The 21,967-nt window shown below is 59.3% G+C and carries 20 protein-coding genes; 9 read left to right on the top strand and 11 right to left on the bottom strand.

The features are described from left to right. The 6 genes from ACWR1S_RS06125 (at position 1) to ACWR1S_RS06100 (ending at position 8,699) form a co-directional block, all read left to right on the top strand. Positions 1-1,557 (top strand): sugar ABC transporter ATP-binding protein, encoded by a 1,557-nt coding sequence (locus tag ACWR1S_RS06125; protein WP_454562829.1) that lies wholly within the window; start codon positions 1-3, stop codon positions 1,555-1,557. Then, entirely contained in the window at positions 1,550-2,575 is a 1,026-nt protein-coding gene (locus ACWR1S_RS06120) for an ABC transporter permease (RefSeq protein ID WP_454562828.1), read from the top strand. The genes ACWR1S_RS06125 and ACWR1S_RS06120 overlap by 8 nt, the downstream gene beginning before the upstream one ends. Before the next feature lie 23 nt (positions 2,576-2,598). After that, positions 2,599-3,654 carry a substrate-binding domain-containing protein gene (locus tag ACWR1S_RS06115; protein ID WP_454562827.1) on the top strand — a complete coding sequence of 352 codons (1,056 nt, stop codon included), beginning with the start codon at positions 2,599-2,601 and terminating at the stop codon, positions 3,652-3,654. A 148-nt stretch (positions 3,655-3,802) separates the two neighbouring features. Further along, on the top strand, positions 3,803-4,468 hold the full coding sequence (locus ACWR1S_RS06110) for a sulfite oxidase-like oxidoreductase (protein ID WP_454562826.1): 666 nt from the start codon (positions 3,803-3,805) through the stop codon (positions 4,466-4,468). Between the two features lie 453 nt (positions 4,469-4,921). After that, a complete protein-coding gene (locus tag ACWR1S_RS06105) occupies positions 4,922-7,309 on the top strand; it encodes a TonB-dependent receptor plug domain-containing protein (protein ID WP_454562825.1) in 2,388 nt (795 codons plus the stop codon). Further along, positions 7,299-8,699, top strand: a complete 1,401-nt coding sequence (locus ACWR1S_RS06100; RefSeq protein ID WP_454562824.1) for an APC family permease — start codon at positions 7,299-7,301, stop codon at positions 8,697-8,699. The genes ACWR1S_RS06105 and ACWR1S_RS06100 overlap by 11 nt, the downstream gene beginning before the upstream one ends. A gap of 149 nt (positions 8,700-8,848) precedes the next feature. Here ACWR1S_RS06100 and ACWR1S_RS06095 read toward each other — a convergent pair whose 3' ends face one another. From ACWR1S_RS06095 to ACWR1S_RS06085, 3 genes are all read right to left on the bottom strand, one after another. Next, positions 8,849-9,310, bottom strand: a complete 462-nt coding sequence (locus ACWR1S_RS06095; protein WP_454562823.1) for a DUF3574 domain-containing protein — start codon at positions 9,308-9,310, stop codon at positions 8,849-8,851. 108 nt (positions 9,311-9,418) lie between these two features. After that, on the bottom strand, positions 9,419-11,803 hold the full coding sequence (locus ACWR1S_RS06090) for a DUF3772 domain-containing protein (RefSeq protein WP_454562822.1): 2,385 nt from the start codon (positions 11,801-11,803) through the stop codon (positions 9,419-9,421). 168 nt (positions 11,804-11,971) lie between these two features. After that, positions 11,972-12,205, bottom strand: a complete 234-nt coding sequence (locus ACWR1S_RS06085) for a hypothetical protein (RefSeq protein WP_454562821.1) — start codon at positions 12,203-12,205, stop codon at positions 11,972-11,974. A gap of 214 nt (positions 12,206-12,419) precedes the next feature. Between ACWR1S_RS06085 and ACWR1S_RS06080 the strand changes: the two genes are divergently transcribed. Then, on the top strand, positions 12,420-13,130 hold the full coding sequence (locus ACWR1S_RS06080) for a class I SAM-dependent methyltransferase (protein WP_454562820.1): 711 nt from the start codon (positions 12,420-12,422) through the stop codon (positions 13,128-13,130). Here the strand turns inward: ACWR1S_RS06080 and ACWR1S_RS06075 are convergent. Next, positions 13,127-13,894: an AraC family transcriptional regulator gene (locus ACWR1S_RS06075; protein ID WP_454562819.1), complete on the bottom strand. Its 768-nt coding sequence runs from the start codon at positions 13,892-13,894 to the stop codon at positions 13,127-13,129. The two genes, ACWR1S_RS06080 and ACWR1S_RS06075, sit on opposite strands and share 4 nt — an antisense overlap. 108 nt (positions 13,895-14,002) lie before the next feature. On the opposite strand from ACWR1S_RS06075, the gene ACWR1S_RS06070 reads away from it, so the two are divergent. Beyond that, on the top strand, positions 14,003-14,887 hold the full coding sequence (locus tag ACWR1S_RS06070; RefSeq protein WP_454562818.1) for an EamA family transporter: 885 nt from the start codon (positions 14,003-14,005) through the stop codon (positions 14,885-14,887). On the opposite strand, the gene ACWR1S_RS06065 is transcribed toward ACWR1S_RS06070, so the two are convergent. Together ACWR1S_RS06065 and ACWR1S_RS06060 are read right to left on the bottom strand one after the other, a co-directional pair. Further along, on the bottom strand, positions 14,884-15,435 hold the full coding sequence (locus tag ACWR1S_RS06065; RefSeq protein WP_454562817.1) for a GNAT family N-acetyltransferase: 552 nt from the start codon (positions 15,433-15,435) through the stop codon (positions 14,884-14,886). The two genes, ACWR1S_RS06070 and ACWR1S_RS06065, sit on opposite strands and share 4 nt — an antisense overlap. 149 nt (positions 15,436-15,584) lie before the next feature. Continuing rightward, positions 15,585-16,307, bottom strand: a complete 723-nt coding sequence (locus tag ACWR1S_RS06060) for a helix-turn-helix transcriptional regulator (RefSeq protein ID WP_176091719.1) — start codon at positions 16,305-16,307, stop codon at positions 15,585-15,587. 243 nt (positions 16,308-16,550) lie between these two features. On the opposite strand from ACWR1S_RS06060, the gene ACWR1S_RS06055 reads away from it, so the two are divergent. Continuing rightward, the gene (locus tag ACWR1S_RS06055; protein ID WP_077572519.1) at positions 16,551-17,435 is read left to right on the top strand and encodes an ETX/MTX2 family pore-forming toxin; all 885 of its coding nucleotides are present in this window, start codon (positions 16,551-16,553) and stop codon (positions 17,433-17,435) included. A gap of 108 nt (positions 17,436-17,543) precedes the next feature. Here the strand turns inward: ACWR1S_RS06055 and ACWR1S_RS06050 are convergent, their stop codons facing one another. The 5 genes from ACWR1S_RS06050 to ACWR1S_RS06030 all read right to left on the bottom strand — a co-directional run bounded on the left by ACWR1S_RS06050 (position 17,544) and on the right by ACWR1S_RS06030 (position 21,705). Continuing rightward, positions 17,544-17,699 (bottom strand): DUF2986 domain-containing protein, encoded by a 156-nt coding sequence (locus ACWR1S_RS06050; protein WP_077572520.1) that lies wholly within the window; start codon positions 17,697-17,699, stop codon positions 17,544-17,546. Between the two features lie 145 nt (positions 17,700-17,844). Further along, a complete protein-coding gene (locus tag ACWR1S_RS06045; RefSeq protein WP_454562816.1) occupies positions 17,845-18,753 on the bottom strand; it encodes an alpha/beta fold hydrolase in 909 nt (302 codons plus the stop codon). Positions 18,754-18,927: 174 nt separating this feature from the next. Then, a complete protein-coding gene (locus ACWR1S_RS06040; protein ID WP_454562815.1) occupies positions 18,928-20,469 on the bottom strand; it encodes a class I SAM-dependent methyltransferase in 1,542 nt (513 codons plus the stop codon). 17 nt (positions 20,470-20,486) lie between these two features. Continuing rightward, a complete protein-coding gene (locus tag ACWR1S_RS06035; protein WP_454562814.1) occupies positions 20,487-21,203 on the bottom strand; it encodes a phytanoyl-CoA dioxygenase family protein in 717 nt (238 codons plus the stop codon). 19 nt (positions 21,204-21,222) lie between these two features. Then, positions 21,223-21,705 carry a GNAT family N-acetyltransferase gene (locus ACWR1S_RS06030; protein ID WP_454562813.1) on the bottom strand — a complete coding sequence of 161 codons (483 nt, stop codon included), beginning with the start codon at positions 21,703-21,705 and terminating at the stop codon, positions 21,223-21,225. Positions 21,706-21,967 lie beyond the last annotated feature (262 nt).

Here is a 21,967-nt window from a genome sequence, read left to right as displayed (position 1 = left end):
ATGAGTGTGCCGGTCGCTGTGGCCCGTGAGCCGCTGATTCGCGTGCGTGAGTTAAGCAAAATATTTGGCGCGAGCCGGGCGCTGGACCGGGTCAGCCTGGAGATTTATCCCGCTGAAGTGGTGGCGTTGCTCGGTGCCAATGGCGCGGGCAAGTCGACCCTGGTGAAGATCCTCGCGGGCAGCCAGACTGCCGACGCGGGCGAGATCTGGCTGGAAGGCGCCCCCCGGCATTTCAGCTCGCCGCTGTCGGCGCGGCGCTTCGGCATTGTCGCGGTGCACCAGCAGATCAACGAAGGCATCGCCCCGGGTTTGAACGTTGCGGAAAACCTCCTGCTCGATGAACTGTGCAAGCCGGACGCAGACTTCTGGCTCAATCGCAAACGCCTGCTGGAGCGCGCCGCAAGCATTGCCGCCGGGCTGGGTTTGACCTTGCCGCTGGAGCAGCCGATCGAGCATCTCGGTCAGGCCGAACGGCAATTGGTGGTGCTCGCCCGGGCGTTGGCCTTGCAACCGCGCCTGCTGATTCTCGATGAGCCGACCGCCGCGCTCTCCGACACCGAGGCGCAGCGCTTGTTTGGTTTGATTGACACCTTGCGCAGTCGCGGCGTGGCAATTCTGTACATCTCCCATCGACTCTCCGACCTGCAACGCGTGGCGGATCGCGCCATCGTTCTGCGCGATGGCCAGTTCGCGGGCGAGTTCACCGCGCGGCAATTGCCCGAAGCGGTGAGTGCCATGCTCGGGCAGGCTTTAGCCGAGCATGTTTACCAGCCGCGCGTAGCCGGGCGCGAGGTGTTGAAGCTCAGCGCAATGAAAGTCCTGCCGCGATCCGCTGCGTTCGATCTGACCCTGCACGAAAACGAAGTGGTGGTGCTGACCGGGCTGTTGGGCGCCGGTAAAACTGAAATCGCCGAGGTGCTGTTCGGCCTGCGTCATGCGTCCTCGGGCAAGGTGCAACTGGAGGGTGCTGAGTGGCACGCAGAGTCACCGCGCCAAGCTATTCAAAGCGGGGTGTTCTTTGCTGCCGAAGACCGCGCCAGTCAGTCGCTGGTGGCGGATTTTTCCCTGCGCCGGACGTTGACCTTGCCGTTTCTGGAGCGCTTCACACGTGGCGGTTTTATCCGCAACCGCGCCGAGGCCGCAGCGGTCGAGGTGCAAGTGGCGGCGCTGGGGATCAAGTCTGCCGGTATCGATGTGCCGATGACTGCGCTGTCGGGCGGCAATCAACAGAAAGTCGTGCTCGGCCGCTGGCTGCTCGGCGAAGGGCGAGTATTGATCCTTGATGAACCCTTCCAAGGCGTCGACGTGCGCGCCCGCCGCGACATCGGCCAGCTGCTGCGCGACAGCGCCAAGGGCCGGGCGACGCTGGTGATTTGTGCCGATGTCGATGAAGCCCTGGAAATTGCCGACCGCATCCTGCTGGTGCGCGATCACGCCGTGGTTGCCGAGTACCCGCGCGCCGGCCTCAATCGTGCTGATCTGGTCGCTGCACTGGCCGGCAGCGACGTCACCGAACATTCCCCTCAAGCCACGCCAAGGAGCAGAGCGAGTGCCTGATTCAAGTTCACTGTTATCGACCGAGCCGGCACGCGCCGAACGTCTGCTACACGTATTGATCCGCTATGGCCTGTTGTGGCTGCTGGCGCTGATCGTGGTGTTTTTCAGTGTGGCCGAGCCGGCATTTCTGCGCGTCGGCAACCTGTTCAGCATCCTGCAATCGGTGTCGATTGTCGCGCTGCTGGCGCTGGGTGTGACGCTGACGATGGCAGTCGGCGGCCTCGATCTGTCGATTGGCGCGGTGGCGGCGATGAGCCTGATGATCGCCAGTTACGTGATGGTCGTGCTCGGCTGGGGCGCGGTGCCGGCGGTGTTGATCAGTCTGGCCGGTGGGGCGCTGGTTGGCCTGCTCAACGGCTGGCTGATCGTCAAACTGCGGGTGCCGGACATTCTGGCGACGCTGGGCAGCATGTTTCTGGTAATCGGCGTGCAACTTATTCCCACGGGCGGACGCTCGATTGCGGTGGGCATGACCTTGCCCAGCGGTGAGGAAACCGAAGGTACGTTCAGTGCCGCGTTTCTTGCGCTGGGGCGCGGACGGTTGTGGGAGGTGGTGCCGATTCCGGTGTTGATCACGGCGGTGGTAGCGGTGGCGGTGTGGCTGTTTCTCGAACGCACGCGCATTGGTCGGCTGTTCTATGCCATCGGCGGCAACGAGCAAGCGGCGCGACTGGCCGGTGCGCCGGTGCAGCGCTTCAAGTTGTTGGCTTACGTGCTTTCGGCGCTGCTTGCATCGCTGGGTGGATTGTTGCTGGCAGCGCGGCTGGGGCGTGGCGACGTCAGTTCGGGCAATGGCCTGGTGCTGGATGCTCTCGGCGCGGCGCTGATCGGTTTTGCCGTACTCGGTGCGAAGAAGCCCAATGCCTTTGGCACTCTGGTCGGGGCGCTGCTGGTGGCGGCGCTGCTCAATGGCCTGACCATGCTCAACGCGCCGTATTACGCGCAGGATTTCGTCAAGGGACTGGTGCTGGTGCTGGCCCTGATGTTCACGTTCGGCCTCGCGCATCGGGCGTGTTGAGCCGCTTTATTCAAGGAAGTTGCATGCACGGTTCAATCACACAGTTCGCCCGTCAATGCCTCGCTGGTGCGTTGCTCTCGGCAGTGGCGCTGGGCGCTCAGGCTAAAGCCTTGCCAGGTGCGCCGGCACCGTTCGACAAAGGTCAGGTACAGATCGCACTGGTGGGTTACTTGTTCTCCGGGGACTTCCCCGAGGCGTATTTGCGCGGCGTCGAAAAGCAGACCGAAGCGCTGGGCGCCAACCTGCGCGTATTCGATGCCCGGCAGCAGGCAGCGAGCCAGGGCGAGATGATCGATCAGGCGATTGATCTGGGCGTCGACGGCATCATCGTCCAGCTCGGCTTGGCGGAAACCCTTAAAGCGCCGATTGATCGGGCCATCGCCAAAGGCATCAAAGTCGTCGCTTTCGATGTCGATCTGAACACGCCGCAAGTGACCCAGGTCGAGCAGGATCACCATGCGCTGGCGCGTCTGGCCCTCGATCAAGCCGTGAAGGACAACGGCACGAAGTTCGATGCCGGCTACGTGTACATCAGCGGCTTTACGCCGATGGAGCGCCGCGACGAGATCTGGAGTCAGGTCAAGAAAGCCAATCCGGGAATCGTCGAAAAGGCACGCTTTGGCACGCTGAATCCGCCGATTGCCAACTCCGTGGCGGATCAGGCCAGCGCCGTGCTTCGAGCCAACCCAGGCATCAGCGTGATTTTTGCGCCGTTCGATGAGTTCGCCAAAGGCGCGAAAATCGCCGTGGATGAGGCGGGGCTGACCAGCAAGGGGAAGATCTACAGCGCCGACATTTCCACCGCCGATATTCAAATCATGAAAGAACCGGACAGCGCCTGGGCGGCGACGGCAGCGGTCAATCCGCAAGTGGCCGGGGCGATCAGTGTGCGCAGCCTGGCGATGTTGATTGCCGGGGAAAACCCAGGGCATCAGGTGCTGGTGCCGCCGACGCTGATTACTCGCCAGCAGTTGCTGGATCTGGATGTGAAGAATGTTCGAGATCTGGCGCAGAAGCTCCCGAGTTTTGGTGATACCGCGAATGTTGCACGGGCGGCGTGGATTCCGGTGGCCAACTAGATCCTCCTACCGACAACGATCCCCTGTAGGCCTTCGCCTGCTCGCGATGGCGTCAGGTCTGTCGACATCTTTGGCGCCTGACCCAGCGCTATCGCGAGCAGGCGAAGGCCTACAGGGAATTGGGGGCACCCTTGAAAATGGAGTGACTATGCACAACAAAGCCTCGCGCTTACGCAAAAGCCGTTCCCCGGCAGCGGATCCGTTGTTCGGTAAACGACTACCCCCAGGCCAAGTGCTGACGGAGCGATTTCCAATCCTCCACGAAGGCGAAGTACCGGAATACGACCTCGCCAACTGGTCGCTGCGCCTGTTCGGCACACTCGCCCAGTCAATCGAATTACGTTACGCCGACCTGCAGGCACTGCCGCAACGGCAATTGCGCTGCGACATCCATTGCGTGACACGCTGGTCGAAATTCGACACCGAGTGGAGCGGGGTGCATCTGCGGGATCTGTTGCAGGCGTTCGATATTCAGCCGACGTCGGACTTCGTCATGGCTCACGCCGACCACGACTACCAGACCAACTTGCGACTTAAGGACCTGTTGCATCCCGACAGTCTGCTCGCTACCCATTACGCCGGCGAACCGTTGACCGCGCAACATGGCTGGCCACTGCGGCTGGTGGTGGCGGGGCGGTATTTCTGGAAGAGCGCGAAGTGGCTGCGCGGGCTTGAATTCGTTGAGCAGGAACAACCGGGGTTCTGGGAGCAGAACGGCTTTCATCTGCACGCCGATCCGTTTGCCGAACAGCGATTCAGTGGTGATGAACTGGAGATTGCCGAGGATGCCTGGTTGGAAAAAGCGTTCGATTAAGTTTTCTGGACGCAGCCTGTTCACACCTTGGAATACGATCAACCTGTGGGAGCGAGCTTGCTCGCGAAGGGGCCCTTTCAGTGACCTCTCCGTTGACTGATCGACCGCATTCGCGAGCAAGCTCGCTCCCACAGGGGATGTGTATTTACATAGAAACTTAATTGCTGATTAGTTGGTTCAGGTGTTGGCTCAGCAACACTTCTGCTGAACTAAGAACAATCCTTTAGAGCGATCTAACCTAAGCGTTATTGGTTCTTTTGCGATCAACTGAAGCTCGTCTAGCATCGGGCTTCAAGGGGAAACGTCTCACGCTGGGGAAACTGCAACTCACCGTAAAAAAGCCTTCACCGCCTTCCAGAAATCCAAAACTACAGCAGACATTGCCGCGCATGGCTTGCCGAACTTTATTGTCGGCAACGGCCGGGTATTAACTGCGATTCAAGGAGCTGTTATATGCATTACCGTTCCCGTTCATTACTGGCGGCTGCCGTCGTGTCCGCCATCTGGCAACTTCCGGCCAACGCCGAAGAAACTTCCGCCAGCGCCGACAGCGAATCCCGACTCGGTACCGTGCTGGTCACTGGCACCCGGGGAACTTCGCGCACCGTGCTGGATTCGCCGGTGCCGGTCGATGTGCTCACCGCCGAAGACCTCAAATCCGCTGGCGCCGCTGACGGTGAATTGGGCGCGGCGTTGCAGACGTTGCTGCCATCCTTCAGCCTGCCGCGCCAATCCAACTCCGGCGGCGCCGACCATGTGCGCGCGGCGCAACTGCGTGGCATGAGCCCGGATCAGGTGCTGGTGCTGGTCAACGGCAAGCGCCGCCACACGTCAGCGGTGGTCAACGACTCTTCGAAGATCGGTCGCGGTACTGCACCCGTGGATTTCAACTCGATACCGATCAGCGCGATCAAACGCATTGAAGTGCTGCGTGACGGCGCCGGCGCGCAGTACGGCTCCGACGCGATCGCCGGGGTGATCAACATCATCCTCGACGACGCCCCAGAGGGCGGCGAAGTGTCCACCAGTTATGGCGCCTATCACACCCATCAGGACGCCATCGACAAGACCACCACCGACGGCCAGAACAGCGTGACCACGGCGAAGATCGGCACGCGTTTGGGCGAGGAGGGCGGGTTTATTCGTGGCGGCACCGAATACAAGGATCGCAACCCGACCAACCGCGCCGGTTTCGACGGTTTTGCCGACAGCCCCGGCCAGCGCAACTATGTGATGGGCGACGGCGTCGCCCGGGACGTCAACCTCTGGTTCAACAGCGAACTGCCGCTGGCCGACGGCAAAGCCTACAGTTTCGGCACGTACAACCAGCGCCACACCACCGGCGCCGAGTTCTATCGCTATCCGTACGAACAGCCGCAGTTCTACCCCAACGGCTACTTGCCGCAATCGCTCGGCGACAACAAGGACATCTCCGCCACCGCCGGTTTCAAAGGCCTGCTCGGAGACGAGTGGGATTTCGACAGCAGCATCACCCACGGTCGCAACCGCTTCGAGGGCTCGACCCGGCGCACGCTTAACGTCAGCCTCGGTGAAGACTCACCGACGAAGTTCGACACCGGCGATTACGAGCTGCGTCAGACCACCAGCAACCTCGACTTCAGCCGCGAACTGCGACTCGGCGAGCGCTCCTTTGTATTGGCGGTTGGCGGCGAATACCGCTACGAAAACTACCTGACCTACGCCGGTGACGAGGCCTCCTACATCGGCTCCGGAGCCGACGGCGCCAACGGCCTGCGGCCGAGCGAAGAGTCGGATCTGGATCGCAACGTGTTCGGCACTTACGCCGAGTTGTCCGGCGATCTCACCGACCGCTTCTTCGTCGACGCCGCCACGCGCTGGGAACATTACGACGATGCCGGCAGCAAACTCACCGGCAAACTCAGCGGTCGCTACAAACTTACCGAGCAATGGGCCTTGCGCGGTGCGGTCTCGAACAACTTCCGCGCGCCGTCTCTGGCCCAGAGCGGCTTCCAGAACACCACCAGCAACTTCGGCGATGGCGGCACGCTGACCGACATCCGCGTGCTCTCGGTCAACGACCCGATCGCCCGTGCACTCGGCGCTGAGAAACTCGATCCGGAAACTTCGAAGAACTTCAGCCTTGGCCTGACCTTCCAGTTGAATGAACGCTTCGATGCCTCCCTGGACGTGTTCCGCATCGACGTCAAAGACCGCATCACCCTGTCACAACGCATTGGCAGCGATGCCCTCGAAAACTACATCAACGACAACTTCGGCGTTGCTGGCGTGCACGACGTCAACTTCTTCACCAACGCTGCCGACACCAGCACCCACGGCGCCGAACTGGTGCTCAACTACCATCAGCCGTTCTACGAAGGGCAATTGGGCCTGACCACGGCGTACACCTACAACCACACCAAAGTCACCAGCACCAAAGGCACGCCATCGCAACTGACGGCGCTGGGCATCGGCAATGACGCCCTCGTTGGCGTAGAGGAAACCAACACCCTGACCGATGCAGCGCCAAAGGACCGTTTCATCTTTTCCGCCAATTGGGCCAGCGAGCATTGGGGCTTGCTCGGACGCTTGACGCGTCAGGGCGAGACTACCCGGGTGTTCGATTTCGGCGACTCGCAACCGGAGCAAACTTACGGCGCGGTGTGGCAACTGGACGCCGAGGTGGCTTACAAATTCACGCCTAAATTCAACATCGCGGTAGGCGGCAACAACCTCACCGACAACTACCCGGAACGTTCCGGTTCGGCGATCAACTACGGCGGCAACCTGCCGTACGACGTGCTCTCGCCAATCGGCACCAACGGCGCCTACTACTACGCCCGCGCTACCTATGGTTTCTGACGCGGGGCCGGGGCGGCATCTACCGGTGTTTCAAGCGTTGCTGATCACGCTGGGCATGGTGATCACCACCGACATCCTGAAAACCGCGCCGACCGTCGCCCTCACTGTCGGGCCGGAATATTTCTACCTGGTGTGGGTGCTGGGCGGTGTCGCGTCGATGATGGGCGCGCTGTGTTTTGCCGAGATGGCCACGGCGTTTCCGCACCCCGGCGGCGACTATTACTTTCTGCGCACGGCGTATGGCGAGCGCATGGGATTCCTGTTCGCCTGGTCGCGGTTTTCGGTGATGCACACCGGGTGGATTGCCTTGTCGGCGTTCATGTTTGCCGATTACGTCGATGCGGTGGTGCCGCTGGGGCAGTACGGCTCCGGGCTGTTTGCCGGGGCGGTGATTGCCGCGCTGGTGCTGCTCAATCTGACGGGCAAACACATTGGTTTTATCACCCAGACCTTGTTGGTGGGGCTGTTGGCGCTGGGCTTTTTGAGCATTGCCAGTGCCGGCGTTTTTTTGGCTTGGCAAGGCATCGAAGCGCCTGTGCCGGATCTCTCGCCCGTCGCGAAAAACACCGGTATGGCCGGGTTTTCGGCGGCGATGATTTTCGTCTTTCTGGCGTTCGGCGGCTGGAGCGATGCGGCGACATTATCGGCGGAAGTGCGTGATGGCCGGCGGGGGATTTTCATCGCCATGCTCGGCGCGCTGAGCGTGTTGATGGCGATCTATCTGGCGCTCAATTGGGCGTTCGTTCAGGGCCTGGGGTTCGCTGGATTAGCGGCCAGCAATGCACCGGCGGTCGAGTTGTTGAACCGGGCCTTCGGTGCACCGGGTGTGATGCTGATTTTGCTGATGGTCGGTATCGCCGCGATCGCGACCATCAACTCGACCCTGCTGGTGGGCGCTCGCACGACCTACGCTGCTGCGCGCGATGTGCCGCAACTGCGCAGTTTCGGCGCCTGGGATGATCGCCATGGCGTGCCGCGCAAAGCGCTTTTGGCGGAAGGTGCGGTGGCATTGTTGCTGGTGTTGTTCGGCAGTTTTACTCAGAGCGGCTTCAACACCATGGTCGAGTACCTGACCCCGGTTTATTGGCTGTTCTTGAGTTTGAGCAGTGTGGCGCTGATCATCCTGCGGCGGCGCTTTCCCGAGGTGCCGCGGCCGGTGAAGGTGCCGTTGTATCCGCTGTTGCCGTTGTTGTTTTTCGGGTTGTGCCTGTACATGCTGTATTCCAGCGTGACAGTGGTGGGGTATGGGGCGTTTTTGGGGATTGCGGTGTTGCTGGTGGGTGTGTTGCTTTTGGCTGGATTGAGTCGCTTGAAGGCAGACCCTCACCCCAGCCCTCTCCCAGGGGGAGAGGGAGCCGACCGAGTTGTCTTGGGGGATACATCGACCTGAAAGACCGAATCGATTATGGCTTGAAGCAAATACTGATCGAAGTCGATTACGGATTCAGTGAGCCATGCTCAGGTCGGCGTAAATCTCCAATATCCCCGGATCGGTTCCCTCTCCCTCTGGGAGAGGGTTAGGGTGAGGGGCTTCTGATTCTAGAAGGACACCTCCGCCGGCTGCGACAACCGCAGCACCGACAAATCCCCGGTAATACGCTTGTAAGCCAATCGGATCGCTTCGATGCTGGCCACATTCTTCGCACTGTTCTCATGCAGGATCACAATCACCTTGGTGCTCAAGCGCTCAGGCTCCTTCGCGCCTTTATCCCGCCACTGCCCATAAGCATCGAACACACTGAAACCATCAGGAAACCGCGACGTGACTTCCTGATCAAGAAACTCGCGCCAGCGCGCCGGGCTGACCGCACCTTCCTTGCCATCAATCGACCCCACGGAGAAGTACAACTCGGTGCGAATCCACTGCGCCTGCGCCGGCCGCGAGGCATCGCCTTGCAAGGTCGAACTGGCAGGATCATGGGTGTGAACGGACGCAGGAGGAGGGCTGGCACAACCGGCGACGGCGAGGAATAAAGCCGCCAGTAAAAGACGTTGAGGCATGGAACATCCTTATTGAACGATGAGTAAACCGCTCGAGTATAAGGTTGCTGTCTGACCGCGAATAAAGACCTAAAAAGCAGGCTTTTAGGCGCTTCGGGAATAACCCGTTTATGTCGTCCCCGGCGGTTTCGCCAACGCAATCTCTGCCGCACCCAAACGCTTGAGAATTTCAAACAACAAATCACTTTTGGTCACCCCGACAATCCTCGGACTGCCCACATACCCGGTCACCGTCAAGGTGATTCCGTCCGGCGACAATTTGCTGAAGCGCACGAACGGTGCCGGTTTATCGAGGATGGTTTCGTTCTCCCGATACGTGTTGAGCAACAGGTCCTTGACCTCTTCGGGATCGATGTCCAGCGGGAACACCAGTTCCAGTGACGCCACGCCTTGCGCGCTGCCGCCCAGCGTGACGTTGCGCAGGTTCTGCGAGATCAGTTGCGAGTTGGGCACGATGACGATCGAGCGGTCGCTGAGCTGGATTTCCGTGGCGCGCACATTGATGCGGCGAATATCGCCTTCCACACCGCTGATGCTGATCAAATCGCCGACCTTCACCGGTCGTTCCGTCAGCAGAATCAGACCCGAGACGAAATTCTTCACGATCTCCTGCAGACCGAAACCGATGCCCACCGACAGCGCACTGACGATCCACGCCAGATTGGTCCACTGCACGCCCAGTGACGACAGTGTCAGCAGAATCACAAAGGCATAACCGATGTTGGAAAACAGCGTGCTCAGCGAGGCACACATTCCCGGGTCCATGTCGGTCTTGGGCAGGAACTCGTTGTCGAGCCAACGACGCAGGGCGCGGATCAGCCAGATGCCGATCATCAGCGCCAGTACGGCATTGAGCAGATGGCCGGGGACGATGTTCAGCTTGCGCAGCCCGGCGCCGCCAAGGATCGCCATGATGTTGCTCGCCAGTTGTCCCAGCGTGGTGCCGATGCCGCCGACAAACAGCGCGATGACCGCCAGCAACAACAGCGCGGCCCGGCTGAAACCCGACAGCAGAATCTCGATCTGATCAAGCCGCCGATCACCAATGCCGAGCAGCTGTTTGAGCGCCTTGCCGCTCGCATGCCGGGGCGAAAACACGTGTTCGCAAGCGTCCTTGATCAACTGAATCAACAGGTAGAAACCCGACAAAACAATGTATGCCCACACCAGCTCATAACTGATGAACCGCGCCAGCGACACATAGCCGGTGAGCAGAGCGACGGCCGAGACAAACATTGAAATGCTCGCGATGGTGTAAATCACCCCGGCAAACGTACTGTTGGCCGCTGCCGCGTCATTGGCCGCGACCAGCGCCTTGCGCACCTTGCCAACGCGCAACAGCAGGACCGTGACTATTGCCAGCACGACCATCGAAATAACCCCGCGCCCGGCGATCACGATCTGGCTGCTCATGCCGGTGGCGTTGCTGACCTGCACCAGCGTCACCAGCACCAACAAAGTGCAGGACAGAATGCGCGGGTAGGGCCTGAGCGCCAGCGCCACCTGATCGGCAATCGCCGGCAGGCGCCACGAGGGGTGTTCGGTCGACAGCAACGCGCGGCTCAAACCGGTGATCAACACGCAGGCATACACAACCTTCTCGAACTCCTCAGAGAAGGTTTCCAGCACGGGTGGCAAGGGTTGGTGGCGGGTGCAGGCGTAGAACAGCAATTTCAAGGCAATGCCGGTGGTGGCGATGGTCGCCAGCGCCGAGGCGAACGCCAGTGCACTGCGGCGCAGACGTCCCTCGGGCATGCGGTAAATGCACACCCAGGTCAGACCGCGTTCGGCCAGCCTGCGGCCGAATGTCCAAATGATCAGCGCCAACGCCATCAACACACTGGTGTAGAAGCGTTCTCCTGGTGCCCACACGGTGGCCCAGGTGTCGCGCACCTGAGCGACGAAAAAGCGTAAACGCTGACGATCGTCGTCGCTCGGACTCACCAGCGGTGACCAGAAACTCGGGCTCAGCACGCTGTCAGTGCCCAGCGTCAGTTCACTTTCAAGCAGTGTGCGACGGATGCCGGCGATCTGCGTAATCAGATCCGCCGCGCTCTGCTTCAGCGCCGCCAGGCTCTTCAGCGTGCCGTCGACCTTGCTCTTCTGCTCGGCCAGCGATGCCCGTTGCGCAACGATGTCTGCCTGTTCAGCCGCCAGATCGGCATCCGGCGCAGCCCCCAGCACGCCCAACTGCACCGCCAGTTGCGCCTGCTGCGGCAACAACGCCGCCGATAACCGATCGACATCCAGAATGAACGCCTGCACCCGATCCTGCGGACCTTCGAGCTGGTTGTAGTTGTTTGCTGCGGAAATCTGTTGCTTGAGGCCGTCGAGGCGTAGCTGCAAGGCCTGCAGGTCGCTTTGCGAAATCACTGGCAATGGCGCGGCAGCGGTCGTTACCGGTGCCGGCAAATCGGCTGCCCACAGCGGCGGACTGCCGCAAACAAGCAGTATGAACGCGACAAAAAACAACGACTTCAATGTGTTGCGCATGGGTGACACGGCTCGAATGGATCACACAGTCTTTGAGGTTAGGTGATCGAGCCGATTGGGGAGGAAAACTTTCACGCAGGGCAGGACAGGAGAGCAGCGCGTTCAGACGATAAAAGCCCGACGGGTAAGGTCGGGCCTTTCTTCGGTGACTGCGCTGAAGCGCCGCATTCAGACGGCGCGGCGTTCGAGCAAACGGTCGGAACCGCCTTCGGCTACTGCGTCGCTGAACAGCGGGTCGGTTTCAGTGGCGGCGGCTACTGCGTCGCTGAACAACGGATCGGTTTGGGTCGCAGCGGCGACTGCATCGCTGAACAGCGGATCAGTCTGGGTGGCAGGTTCAGCGGCAAAAGCATTCAGGACGAACAGTGAGAAAGCGATGCTGAAAAGGGCTTGGCGTTTCATGAGGGTGTGCTCCGTGGGGTAGTGGTTGGGTCTGGAGCCGATCTTACGCCGCGAGCCTGATAAGAGAACTTCATTGAATCAATGGTTGTTATTGATACGATTAATGGTTGGCGTGAGGCTGCATTCCCGAGTGGAATGCAGGGCATAAAATTAATGAATTTTTCTTATCTGTCGTCTCGGCGTAGTTTCCTCTGAAACAACAAGGAGCCTCGTCGTGAACCCAACATCAGCAGAAAAATTCGACACCTCCCGCGCCAGCGAATACGCCCGACAAAGTCGCATCGCCCTGGCCGGCTACGACGCCTGTCACGATCTGGCGGCCTGCATGTTGGCGGCCAGTCTCGGTTCGCGGCCGGCCAACATACTGGTGGTCGGCGCGGGCGGTACGGCGCAGGAAATCATTGCGATGGCGGCGCTGGAACCGCAGTGGCGTTTCATTGCGGTTGATCCTTCCGCGCCGATGCTTGAAGCCGCCGTGCAGCAGTTGGAGGCCAGCGACTTGCTGCATCGCACGCAGGTTCATCTCGGGCATGTCGAGGACTTGCCGGCCGATGCGCAATTCGACGCGGCGACATTGATCGGCGTGCTCCATCATTTGAACGGTGACGATGCCAAACGCCAGATCCTGCAGTCGATTCAGGCGCGTCTCAAACCGGGCGCGCCGCTGATTGTGGCGGGCAATCATTACGCCTATGCCAGCCAACCATTATTGCTCCAGGCGTGGGGGCAGCGCTGGCGCCAGCAGGGTGCCAGCGCAGAAGAGGTGCAAGCCAAGCTGGGCAAGATTCTGCAAGGCGCCGATCCGCCGCATTCCGAGGCGGCGGTTCAGGCGCTGTTGCGTGAGGCGGGGTTTGGCGAGGCGACGCGGTTTTTCAGCAGTCTGTTCTGGGGCGCGTGGCTGACGTGTAAAAGCGAAAGCCGCTAAAAGTAGCGACTCGGCACTTCCCCCAACACTTGCTTGAACACCGTCGCAAACGCACTGGAACTGCTGTAGCCCAAATCCATGGCGACCTGTGTGACCGACTGACCTTTGCCCAGCATGACAATCGCCGCCAGCAGGCAGGCTTGTTGCCGCCATTCGATAAAGCTGATCCCGGTGTGCAACCGAAAATGTCGGGTAAAGGTGCGCCGGCTCATGCCCGCACGTTGCGCCATGTCGTCGATACCGACCTCCAGCGAAGGCTGCTGCAGAAACGCGCGGCACACCATTGCCAGTCTAGGTTCCGCCGGCAATGGCGCATTGAGCGAAAGCACGGGCATGCTGGCGATTTCGTGCAGCAGCAATCCCATCACATGGCCGTCATGCCCTTGCGTGGAATAGCGTGCGGGTACATCGATAGCTTTTAGCAGCAGGTGGCGCAACAACGGTGACACGTCCAGCACCTGGCATTGCCCTGACAGTCCGAGGCGCTGCGCCGCTTGTTTACGGATGTAGGTGTTGTGCAGCGTGACGGGGCCGCGCATTTGCATGGAGTGGGGCAATTGCGCTGGCACCCAGATACCGCGTTGCGGCGGCACGACCCAGTTGCCGTCATCGGTAAACACGGTGATGACGCCGCTGGCCGCGTAGGCAAATTGGCCGCGCTGATGATCGTGCAGCGGGAACAGCGTCCCGTCCGCGTAATCAATGGCAGTCACGACGGCATCGCGCGGAGTGTTCTGATAGGGATGGCTGGAGATTTCTCGCATGGCCCGATTCTAATGAAAGTTGGCCTGTGACTGAAAGCAGGCCATGTCGATTGCCTGCATATTTCTCCGCGCCCGAGTACTTCCGCTCGGCGCCGGGAAAGATTGACCATGCAAAAGAAACATCTTGTACTCGCCGTTCTAGTGACGGCTGTCTGGGGATTGAACTTCCCCGTGACCAAACTCGGACTGGCCGCTATCGACCCGCTGCTGCTGACCGCGCTGCGTTTCACGTTGGCTGCATTGCCTTGGGTGTTTTTTGTCGAGCGTCCTCGTGTGGCGTTCCACTGGCTGGCTGCTTACGGATTGATTTTTGGCGTGGCGATGTGGGCGTTGATCAACCTCGGTATCGCTTGGGGCGTGCCACCGGGAACGGCATCGCTACTGATCCAGTTCAGTGCGTTTTTCACCTTGGCCTGGGGCGTGGTTTTCTTCGGCGAACGTCTGGGACGGCTGCAATGGCTTGGCACTTTGTTGGCCGCCGCGGGCCTGATGGGCATCGTACTGAGTCGCCCTGGCGACGCATCGGTGGCGGGTTTGGCACTGGTCATTGGCAGCGCCTTGGCGTGGAGCATTGGCAACGTCGTGATCAAGGTCTCGAAGGTGCGTGAGATTTTCGCGTTTGTGGTGTGGGCGAGTTTGTTTCCGCCCATCCCGCTCATGCTGCTGACGTGGCTGCTGCATGGCTCGGCACCGTTCACTGCGCTGCCGTCGCAGCTCAATGCGATAACCGTATTTTCGCTGGCGTTTCAGGTCTATGCCGCGACGCACTTCAGTTATTGGGGGTGGAACCTGCTGTTGCGTGAATATCCGATGTCGCGCGTGGCACCGTTGTCGCTGTTGATCCCTGTGTTCGGGATCTTCAGTTCGATGGCGATCTTCGGCCAGTATCCAAGCCTCTTTGACTGGCTTTCGATCTCGCTGGTGTTACTGGCGATCCCCTTGGGGGCAGGGCACCTGCGCGCAATGTTTCTTCGCCTTCGTGTGCGCCATTAACGTTCAGCAGTGGATGCCAGCCACTTTGCCCTGGATAACCCGTAGCACTTGCACAGGGCAGGTGCACCTGAGAGGTTTAGCTCGGCGTCATACAAGTGCCCGGCGCCGATTTTCAACAGCGCTTTTTGCGAACGAAGGTTGGCGGGGCCGATGTGGAAATAGACGGTGTCGTAGACCTTGAATGCATGTTCCAGCATCAATCGCTTCAACTCACGATTGGCAGCGCCACCCCATTTTTCCCGTACCAGAAAGGTGTAGCCGATGGCGATACTCTCGGGTTGATCGGGCGGCGTGTAGTAGCTCGACATACCGACGATCTGCCCCGACTCGATATCGATGACGGCAAGTGCTTTCTGGCTGGCGAGCCGAGCGGCGAAGTACGCTTCAAATACGCGTCGTTCATAGCGATCGCTGGCGGGGTGGCCGGCCCAGATCAGTGGATCACTGGCGGCCAGGAACAACGCTTCAAAGTCACTGGCAGCCAATGCCCGCAGCTTCAGCGTGCTTGCGTACAGAGCGGGTTGGCAGTCGAAGTCGCCTACAGGCATGGTTTGCGTTCCTGGTCGAACTGGGGAATGCGACCAGTTTAGGGCGGCAAGAGGTTAAGGAAAGATCCAATTCGAGGAGGATTTGTGGGGCCACTCGGTCCAGGAGCTCGGCCTGATGAGTGGGGGGATTATCCGGCAAATAATCTGCCTTATATCATTCTAAGCAACGCCGCTTTGATAATGGCTTCTGAACGTGTTGAAGAATTCATTTTTCGGGTGAACTGTTTGACGTGAAAGTATACGGTCGCACGCGTGACGTTGATGGTGTCGGCCACCTGCTTGGATGTCAGGCCATCAGCGAGCAAGCGCATGATGCGTACTTCACGAATATTTAGCTGACTACTTGCTACGGATTGGCTGCATTTCGACAGGTGACTTATTTTTTGGGCGACCATTCGTGATTCCGAGAACAATGTTTCGTAGGTCTCATTGAAGTCAATGTCGGGTCGGTCTGTGTTCGCCCAAATCAGAGTCAATGACGCCACGCTGCCGTTACGCATGGGATAAATTAACGTCGAAGCATCTGCCACGCGTTTGGCTGCAGACGTTTTTATCAATGTGACAATGCTCGGCGAGGATACGGGCAGCCCGCTGCTCCAGTGATGTATTTCTACGTCACTGGCTATATCCAGAACCGGGTCCATCATCCAGATTTTTTCCTGGTCGTAGATAACCCGACAGGAAAAGTCAAAGTTGTCGGTGAGATAGACTTTCGGAAGTGATACAGGTACCGCCGCCTTGTAGAAAATTGCGTAATGGCTGCAGTTTGTCTTTAGCAGGATCCTCCTTGTTAGTTCCCTTTGAAACGTGCCCGCGAATGAAACTCGCGCGTAGTCAAATGCTTGTCGAAAATCAACGTTATGTTTAGCCACGACCATATCTATCCTTGATTCGGTATCAGGGGCGAACCGTCAGGCTAGCTAGAGGTTGCAGAGTTTTCAACCAGACAGGCGCAAGTCGACTCAGGGACAAGGTCGCGTAGCACATGAATATGTTGAAAAACTATCAACATTAGTAGTGATAGGGCGTTTTTTTCAACCACCCTGATCGTGGCTGCCGTTGATGGGCAGCCGAGTACGCTGAAGAATCTGCCTAAAATAATGGAGAAAACTATCATGAATGATATCGACACGATCACTAACGCATGGGGGCGCTGGAAAACTGCTCAATACGGAACAACCTGCTGGTTTACTGAAAGCACACAATATGCCCGTAACAAAGACACCAAGAACTACATGCAATATCAAACCAATGTGACGCCACCAAAAGATCTGGTGTACTCGAGTTTTGTGCAAAAAGATGGTGGCAGCGCTTTGTTAGGTAAATACGACACTGTCAATGACGGCGGTCAGGTCATAGAACATGTGGTGAGCTTGCAACAAGGGTTGACGGATACCTTTACCTGGAGCGTTACGGAACAACTCAAAGTCGGCGTCACGGTAAAAGCCAACGCGGGCATTCCACTTGTAGGTGGCGCGGAGACAAGCAGTACCGTTGAAATGACCCTGTCTTCTACGCAGGGCGCGAGCGAGTCCAAGGCCTCCAACTATGGTGCGTCGACCAAAGTGCCAATTTCTCCCCACACCCACGGTTGGGGTGAGGTTGACTTGAGTTTCACCGAACTAAACACCCAGTGGGTCGGGAACGTCTGGCTGCAAGGATACGTTGCCATCTGGTTCAATAATAAAGTGGCAATCAACAATAACGGTGATTACCACTATTTGTGGTTCATCCCGGTTCAACAGGTTTTCTCCGAGTGTATTCAACATAACATCATCAGCACTTCCGGCTACATCGTACAGGGCGGCGGAGTGACTGCTCAGGCCAGCGGAACGTTCCACAGCAGCATGGGCCTGAGCTTGAAAACCGTCGCCCATGAACAGCCATATCCCGGAAAATCCGAAGCGGTCAAAACCTATTACGGTTATGTGAGTACTCGACCGGAAGTAGAATTTAAAAGCATCTCAGCTATCAATGAATCGAGAGATAACGTGGATTAACGATCGTCTCTGATTAATCAGTAGACCCGGCCAGCACTTCTGAAGAAAGAAGGGCTGGCCAGGCTCAAAGTCTGTTTCCGGCCATTCAAGGGGAAGCTGAGAGGGATTTCAGCTTTCGCTGGTTTCGACTGGCTCTGCGGCTTCAGCTTCCAGTTTTGCCCGATCAGCCTTGCTGATGTATTTGGGCTTTTTCGGCGCCAGTTTGGCGCTGGCCTTTTTGGCCTTTTCCTTGAACAACTGCTTGAGTTTCTTTTGACGATTCATGTTTTCTGTCCGGCCTGCACGTTTGAATATCGGTTAGCGAAGGGCATAAACGTACACATCAATGGACGAGCCACAAGATATGCACGTTGCCCTCAAAAAGGGGCGAATCCTGACGTAAGCCTTGGGCCAAGGCAATGCCAATTCCTCACATTGCGATAAAGTCGCGCACAGCCTTGATGGTCGGCGCCGGGGCTTCTTCCATCAACCAATGTCCCGCCGCCGGAATCACTACCTCGGTGACGTTGTCCGCAGCATTGCGCATGACGATCGCTTCGTTGTTGCCGAAGGACTTTTCACCGCCCACGGCCAGCACCGGCATGCTCAAGTGTTTCTGCAGGACCGGAGCGTTGTCGAGGGCGTCCTGACGAATGCTGCGGAACTGGGCGAATGCGGCGTGCATGGCGCCAGGGCGGGCGTAGAGCTTGGCGTAATGCTGGCGGGTGCCTTCATCGACTTTCGCCGGTGTGCCGGCAAACTCATTCCAGAAGCGATCGAGGTAGATGCGTTCGCGCCCGGCCACCAGACGCTCCATGTCCGCGCCGCCAAAGTCGAAGTGCCAGAGCATTGGCGAGCGGACAATGTCGTTCCACGGAGTAATGCCGGGCACGGGCGCGTCCATCACCACCAGCCGCTCGGTCTGCTCGGGATAGCGCGCGGCATAGGCGAACGCGACCATGGTGCCGATGTCATGCCCGATGACCACCGAGTGTTCGATCTTCAGCGCGCTCAACACCTGACGAATGTCACCGGCCTGGGTCTTCTTGTCGTAGCCGCCCTCGGGAATCGACGACAAGCCCATGCCACGCAGATCCGGCACCACCACGGTGTGATCGCGGGCCAGATCCGCCGCCAGCGGCGCCCACATGTCGCCGGTATCACCGAAACCATGCAACAGCACCACGGCGGGACCCTTGCCACCGACCCGCACGTGCATTGTCGCGCCTTCGACCTTGATGTCTTGAGTGTGGAAGGTCGCGGGGAAGGGCATCACGTCAGCCTGCGCGTGGAAACTCAGGGCAAGAAGGGCGAGGGCGGTCAGTAGCGGGCGAGTCATGGCGAAGTCTCCAGGCGTGATGGCGATGGAGAGAGCGTAGACGTATCGATCAGGGCCGGCGGAGTTTCATCCTGAAGCGAACGCCGCCACGATAAACGCCCCCAGCGCCTGTTCTTCGAGAATCGGATCCATTAGAAGATTCCCCCCCTACAGCACTGCGCGCCACCCACCTGATCAAACGATTTTCAAAGCACTCAGCACAATCAGCGATTGCTCGGCAAACGCCTGGGCCTGTTCGGTCAGTTCAGCGATGTTCGCTTCGGCGGTGGTCAGTGTTTTGCCGTCCTTGACCAACACTTCGTTTTGTTCGGCGATGACGCTCCACGCCAATTGTGCCCACTGCGCCGGGTGCTGTTTGCCTTGGCGGATTGCAATCAGGAACAGTTGCTGGAAACGACTGACCGTGACGCCGCCACCGGTGACCGGACTGCTCAACACCTGAATGTCGGCATTGAACAGCGCGCGTTTGCACAGTTGCAGGTTGAAAGCGGCGCAGCGTTCGTACACCAGCGCCTCGGCGGCTTCGCTCTGGCAAGGGGCTACCGCGCCCATGCCGACCAGGATGGCGATGGCCTGTTCCAGATCGTCATAGGCCATTGGCGACACCGCATCGAGCAACTGGTGCATCGTTTGGGCTTCATACGTCTGGCCCGCGAGCGCATTGAGGACCGGGCCGTAAATTTCCGCTTGCAGTGACGCTTCGCCAGCGGGGCCGGTGACGCTGGACGCTACGGTTTCTGCCGGTTGCATCAGCACAAATCGTGTATTGAGCATGCGCGACCGGCGCTCGGCGGCGCAGAGCCGGTTGGCACCACGCACGTACAGATCACGACGGAAAGACTGATTGACGAAGTAGTCACGCGCTTGCTCGCGCATCACCGGGTGCTCGATACCGTCGAGAAAGGCCAGGGCTTCGGCACTCAGATTGAGTGCATCGACCGAATCCAGCGGCACCGCCGTCGTCACGTAATCGAGCTTGGCCGGGGCCAGCGCATCCACCATGTCGGCGAAATACATGCAGTTCCAGTCGCGATTGAAATATTCGTGGGCGACGTATTGGCGGTCCTGGCCTTTGATGGTCTGCAACCGGGCGCCCAGGCTCGGCGCGGCCAGGGCGTACTTGGGATTGGCTGCCAGTAGCGCTTCGGAAAATTGCAACGCGGCATCAATGCGCTGATCCGCCCGCGCCGAGTGATTGGCGAAGCGGTCGTGCAGGCTGAACAATTGGCGCAACGGCGCTGCAGGCGACCAACCCGGGAAGGCGTTGTAGCTGACGTACAGATGACCACCCGGTTTGAGGTGGCGCCGGGCGAATTCGACAATCAGCTTCTGGTTGTCACGGCTGACCCAGGTCCAGATACCGTGCAGGCTGATGCTGTCGAACTGCGGCAAATCATGGCGCGCCAGCAGTTGCTCGAAGCTGTCGTCGTACAGCTTCGCACCGTTGTTGCCAAGTGCTGCGAGCTCAATGGCGTGGGCCGCCTGACCGGGGTGGAAGTCGGTACCGACGAAGCCGGCAGGACTGGCCGTGGCGTGAATATTGATCGACACACCCTGACCAAAACCGAGTTCGCAGTGATAGCCGTCGGGATTGTCCAGGCCGGCAAAGCCGCGTAACAACAGGCAGTAACGCTGGAAAACCGGATTGATTTCCCGGCTATAGCTGTAGGTGTAGCCTTCGTCGGTGAAATAACCTTCGTTCCAGGCGTTGCTCATGGATGCAGCCTCTTGAATCAAAAATGAGGGATTGGACTTGCGTCGTTCAATCTTGCGCTGTCCACCGGGATGTTGTCGGCAGGATCAAACCATTCGATAGGGTCCATGCGGATATTTCGCAGAGCCACCGTTTGAAGGTGAGACGCGTACAGCGGCTCGGCCCAATAGTTGATCAGAATCGAACGCCGGCGGCCACCCAGCAGGTTTCGGCTGCCGGCATGTAGCAGGTCGACATCGAACACCAGAATGTCGCCCGCACAGCCCGCGAGCTGAACTGCTCGCGTCTCATCATTGACGTCTACGGGCGGCGCTCCGGGCGCGGGGCGATGGCTGCCGGGAATGAGGCGGGTCGCGCCGTTGTCGGCGCCAAAGTCATCGAAAAAAGCCAGGGCCACCACACAGTCGCCGGGGCGTTGCGCGGACAAGTCGCGATGCAGTTGCTGATGGCCGCCTCCGGCAAGCGGTTCGCGACCCTCAACCTGGGACAGAAAGAAGCGCTCCGCGATCAGCTCACCCACCACGGCCAACAGCACGGGCAAGCGGCACACCGCGCGCACGCTTGCATGGTCATCCAGCAGCGAATGGTGCCAGTCCTGACCCCGTGGCACGGGCCATCGATCGGATGGCAGCACGCCCGCATCGAACGCCTGGCGCAGGTCGTCCAGCCACTCGGCGGGTATGGCGCGACGGAGCAGGGCGAAACCCTGCTGATGGAGCTGTTCACGGTTATTCATGATCGGACGTGTTCGCTCCTCACAAACGCACGCCCATCTCCAGGGCACGGGTCTCGAAGCCGAACTCGGCATACAGGCGCACCGCGCGTTCGTTGAAAGGCCAGACCGTCAGGCGCAAGTCCTGCGCATTTTGCTCGATGGCCCAGTCTTTCACCCGTTGAATCAGCGCGCGGCCAATGCCTTTGCCCCAGAACGGCTCGGCGACACAGACTGAACCGATGCGCACCACGTTCTGCGGCTGCATCAGCGGGCCGGAACTGGCGGACAGGTTGGCCGTAATGAACGCGGCGGGCTGATCTCCCACACTGGCGATGAAGGCAATCTGTCCGGGCTTTTCGAATACGCCGGCCCAGTGCGGCAAGTCGCGGGCAAAATCCGCCGTCGCGGCGGCGTAGATGTCGGGGCGGGCGGCGTGGTGTACCGAGTTGAGCAATTGGCCCAGCTCGCTCATTGCCAGTGCATCGTCGGCAGTGGCGGTGCGGTAGGTGATGACATCTTCCATGATAAAAATGGGTCCTTGGGTATGTGCTTAAGCTTCGCATCCTGCGGTAAACGGCGAAATAAAGCATCCCGAATCCCGCGTGCATTTCAAAGAGGCAGGGTACGCCTGGGTCGCTTTTTCAGGCCAATCTGTGCATTGAATGTTTCTGCGTTAAACGAATAATCGAGCGCTCGAATCTTTTGGAGTTGGGCACTGTATGGAAGCGTTACGCATTCAATCTGGCGACATTTATCGTTCACGGACGACAGCCTCGGAGAGTCGC

The sequence above is a fragment of the Pseudomonas sp. AIG genome, assembly GCF_977020205.1.
Note: the sequence above shows the minus strand (reverse complement) of the source record. Positions and strands in the feature narration are given on the sequence as shown.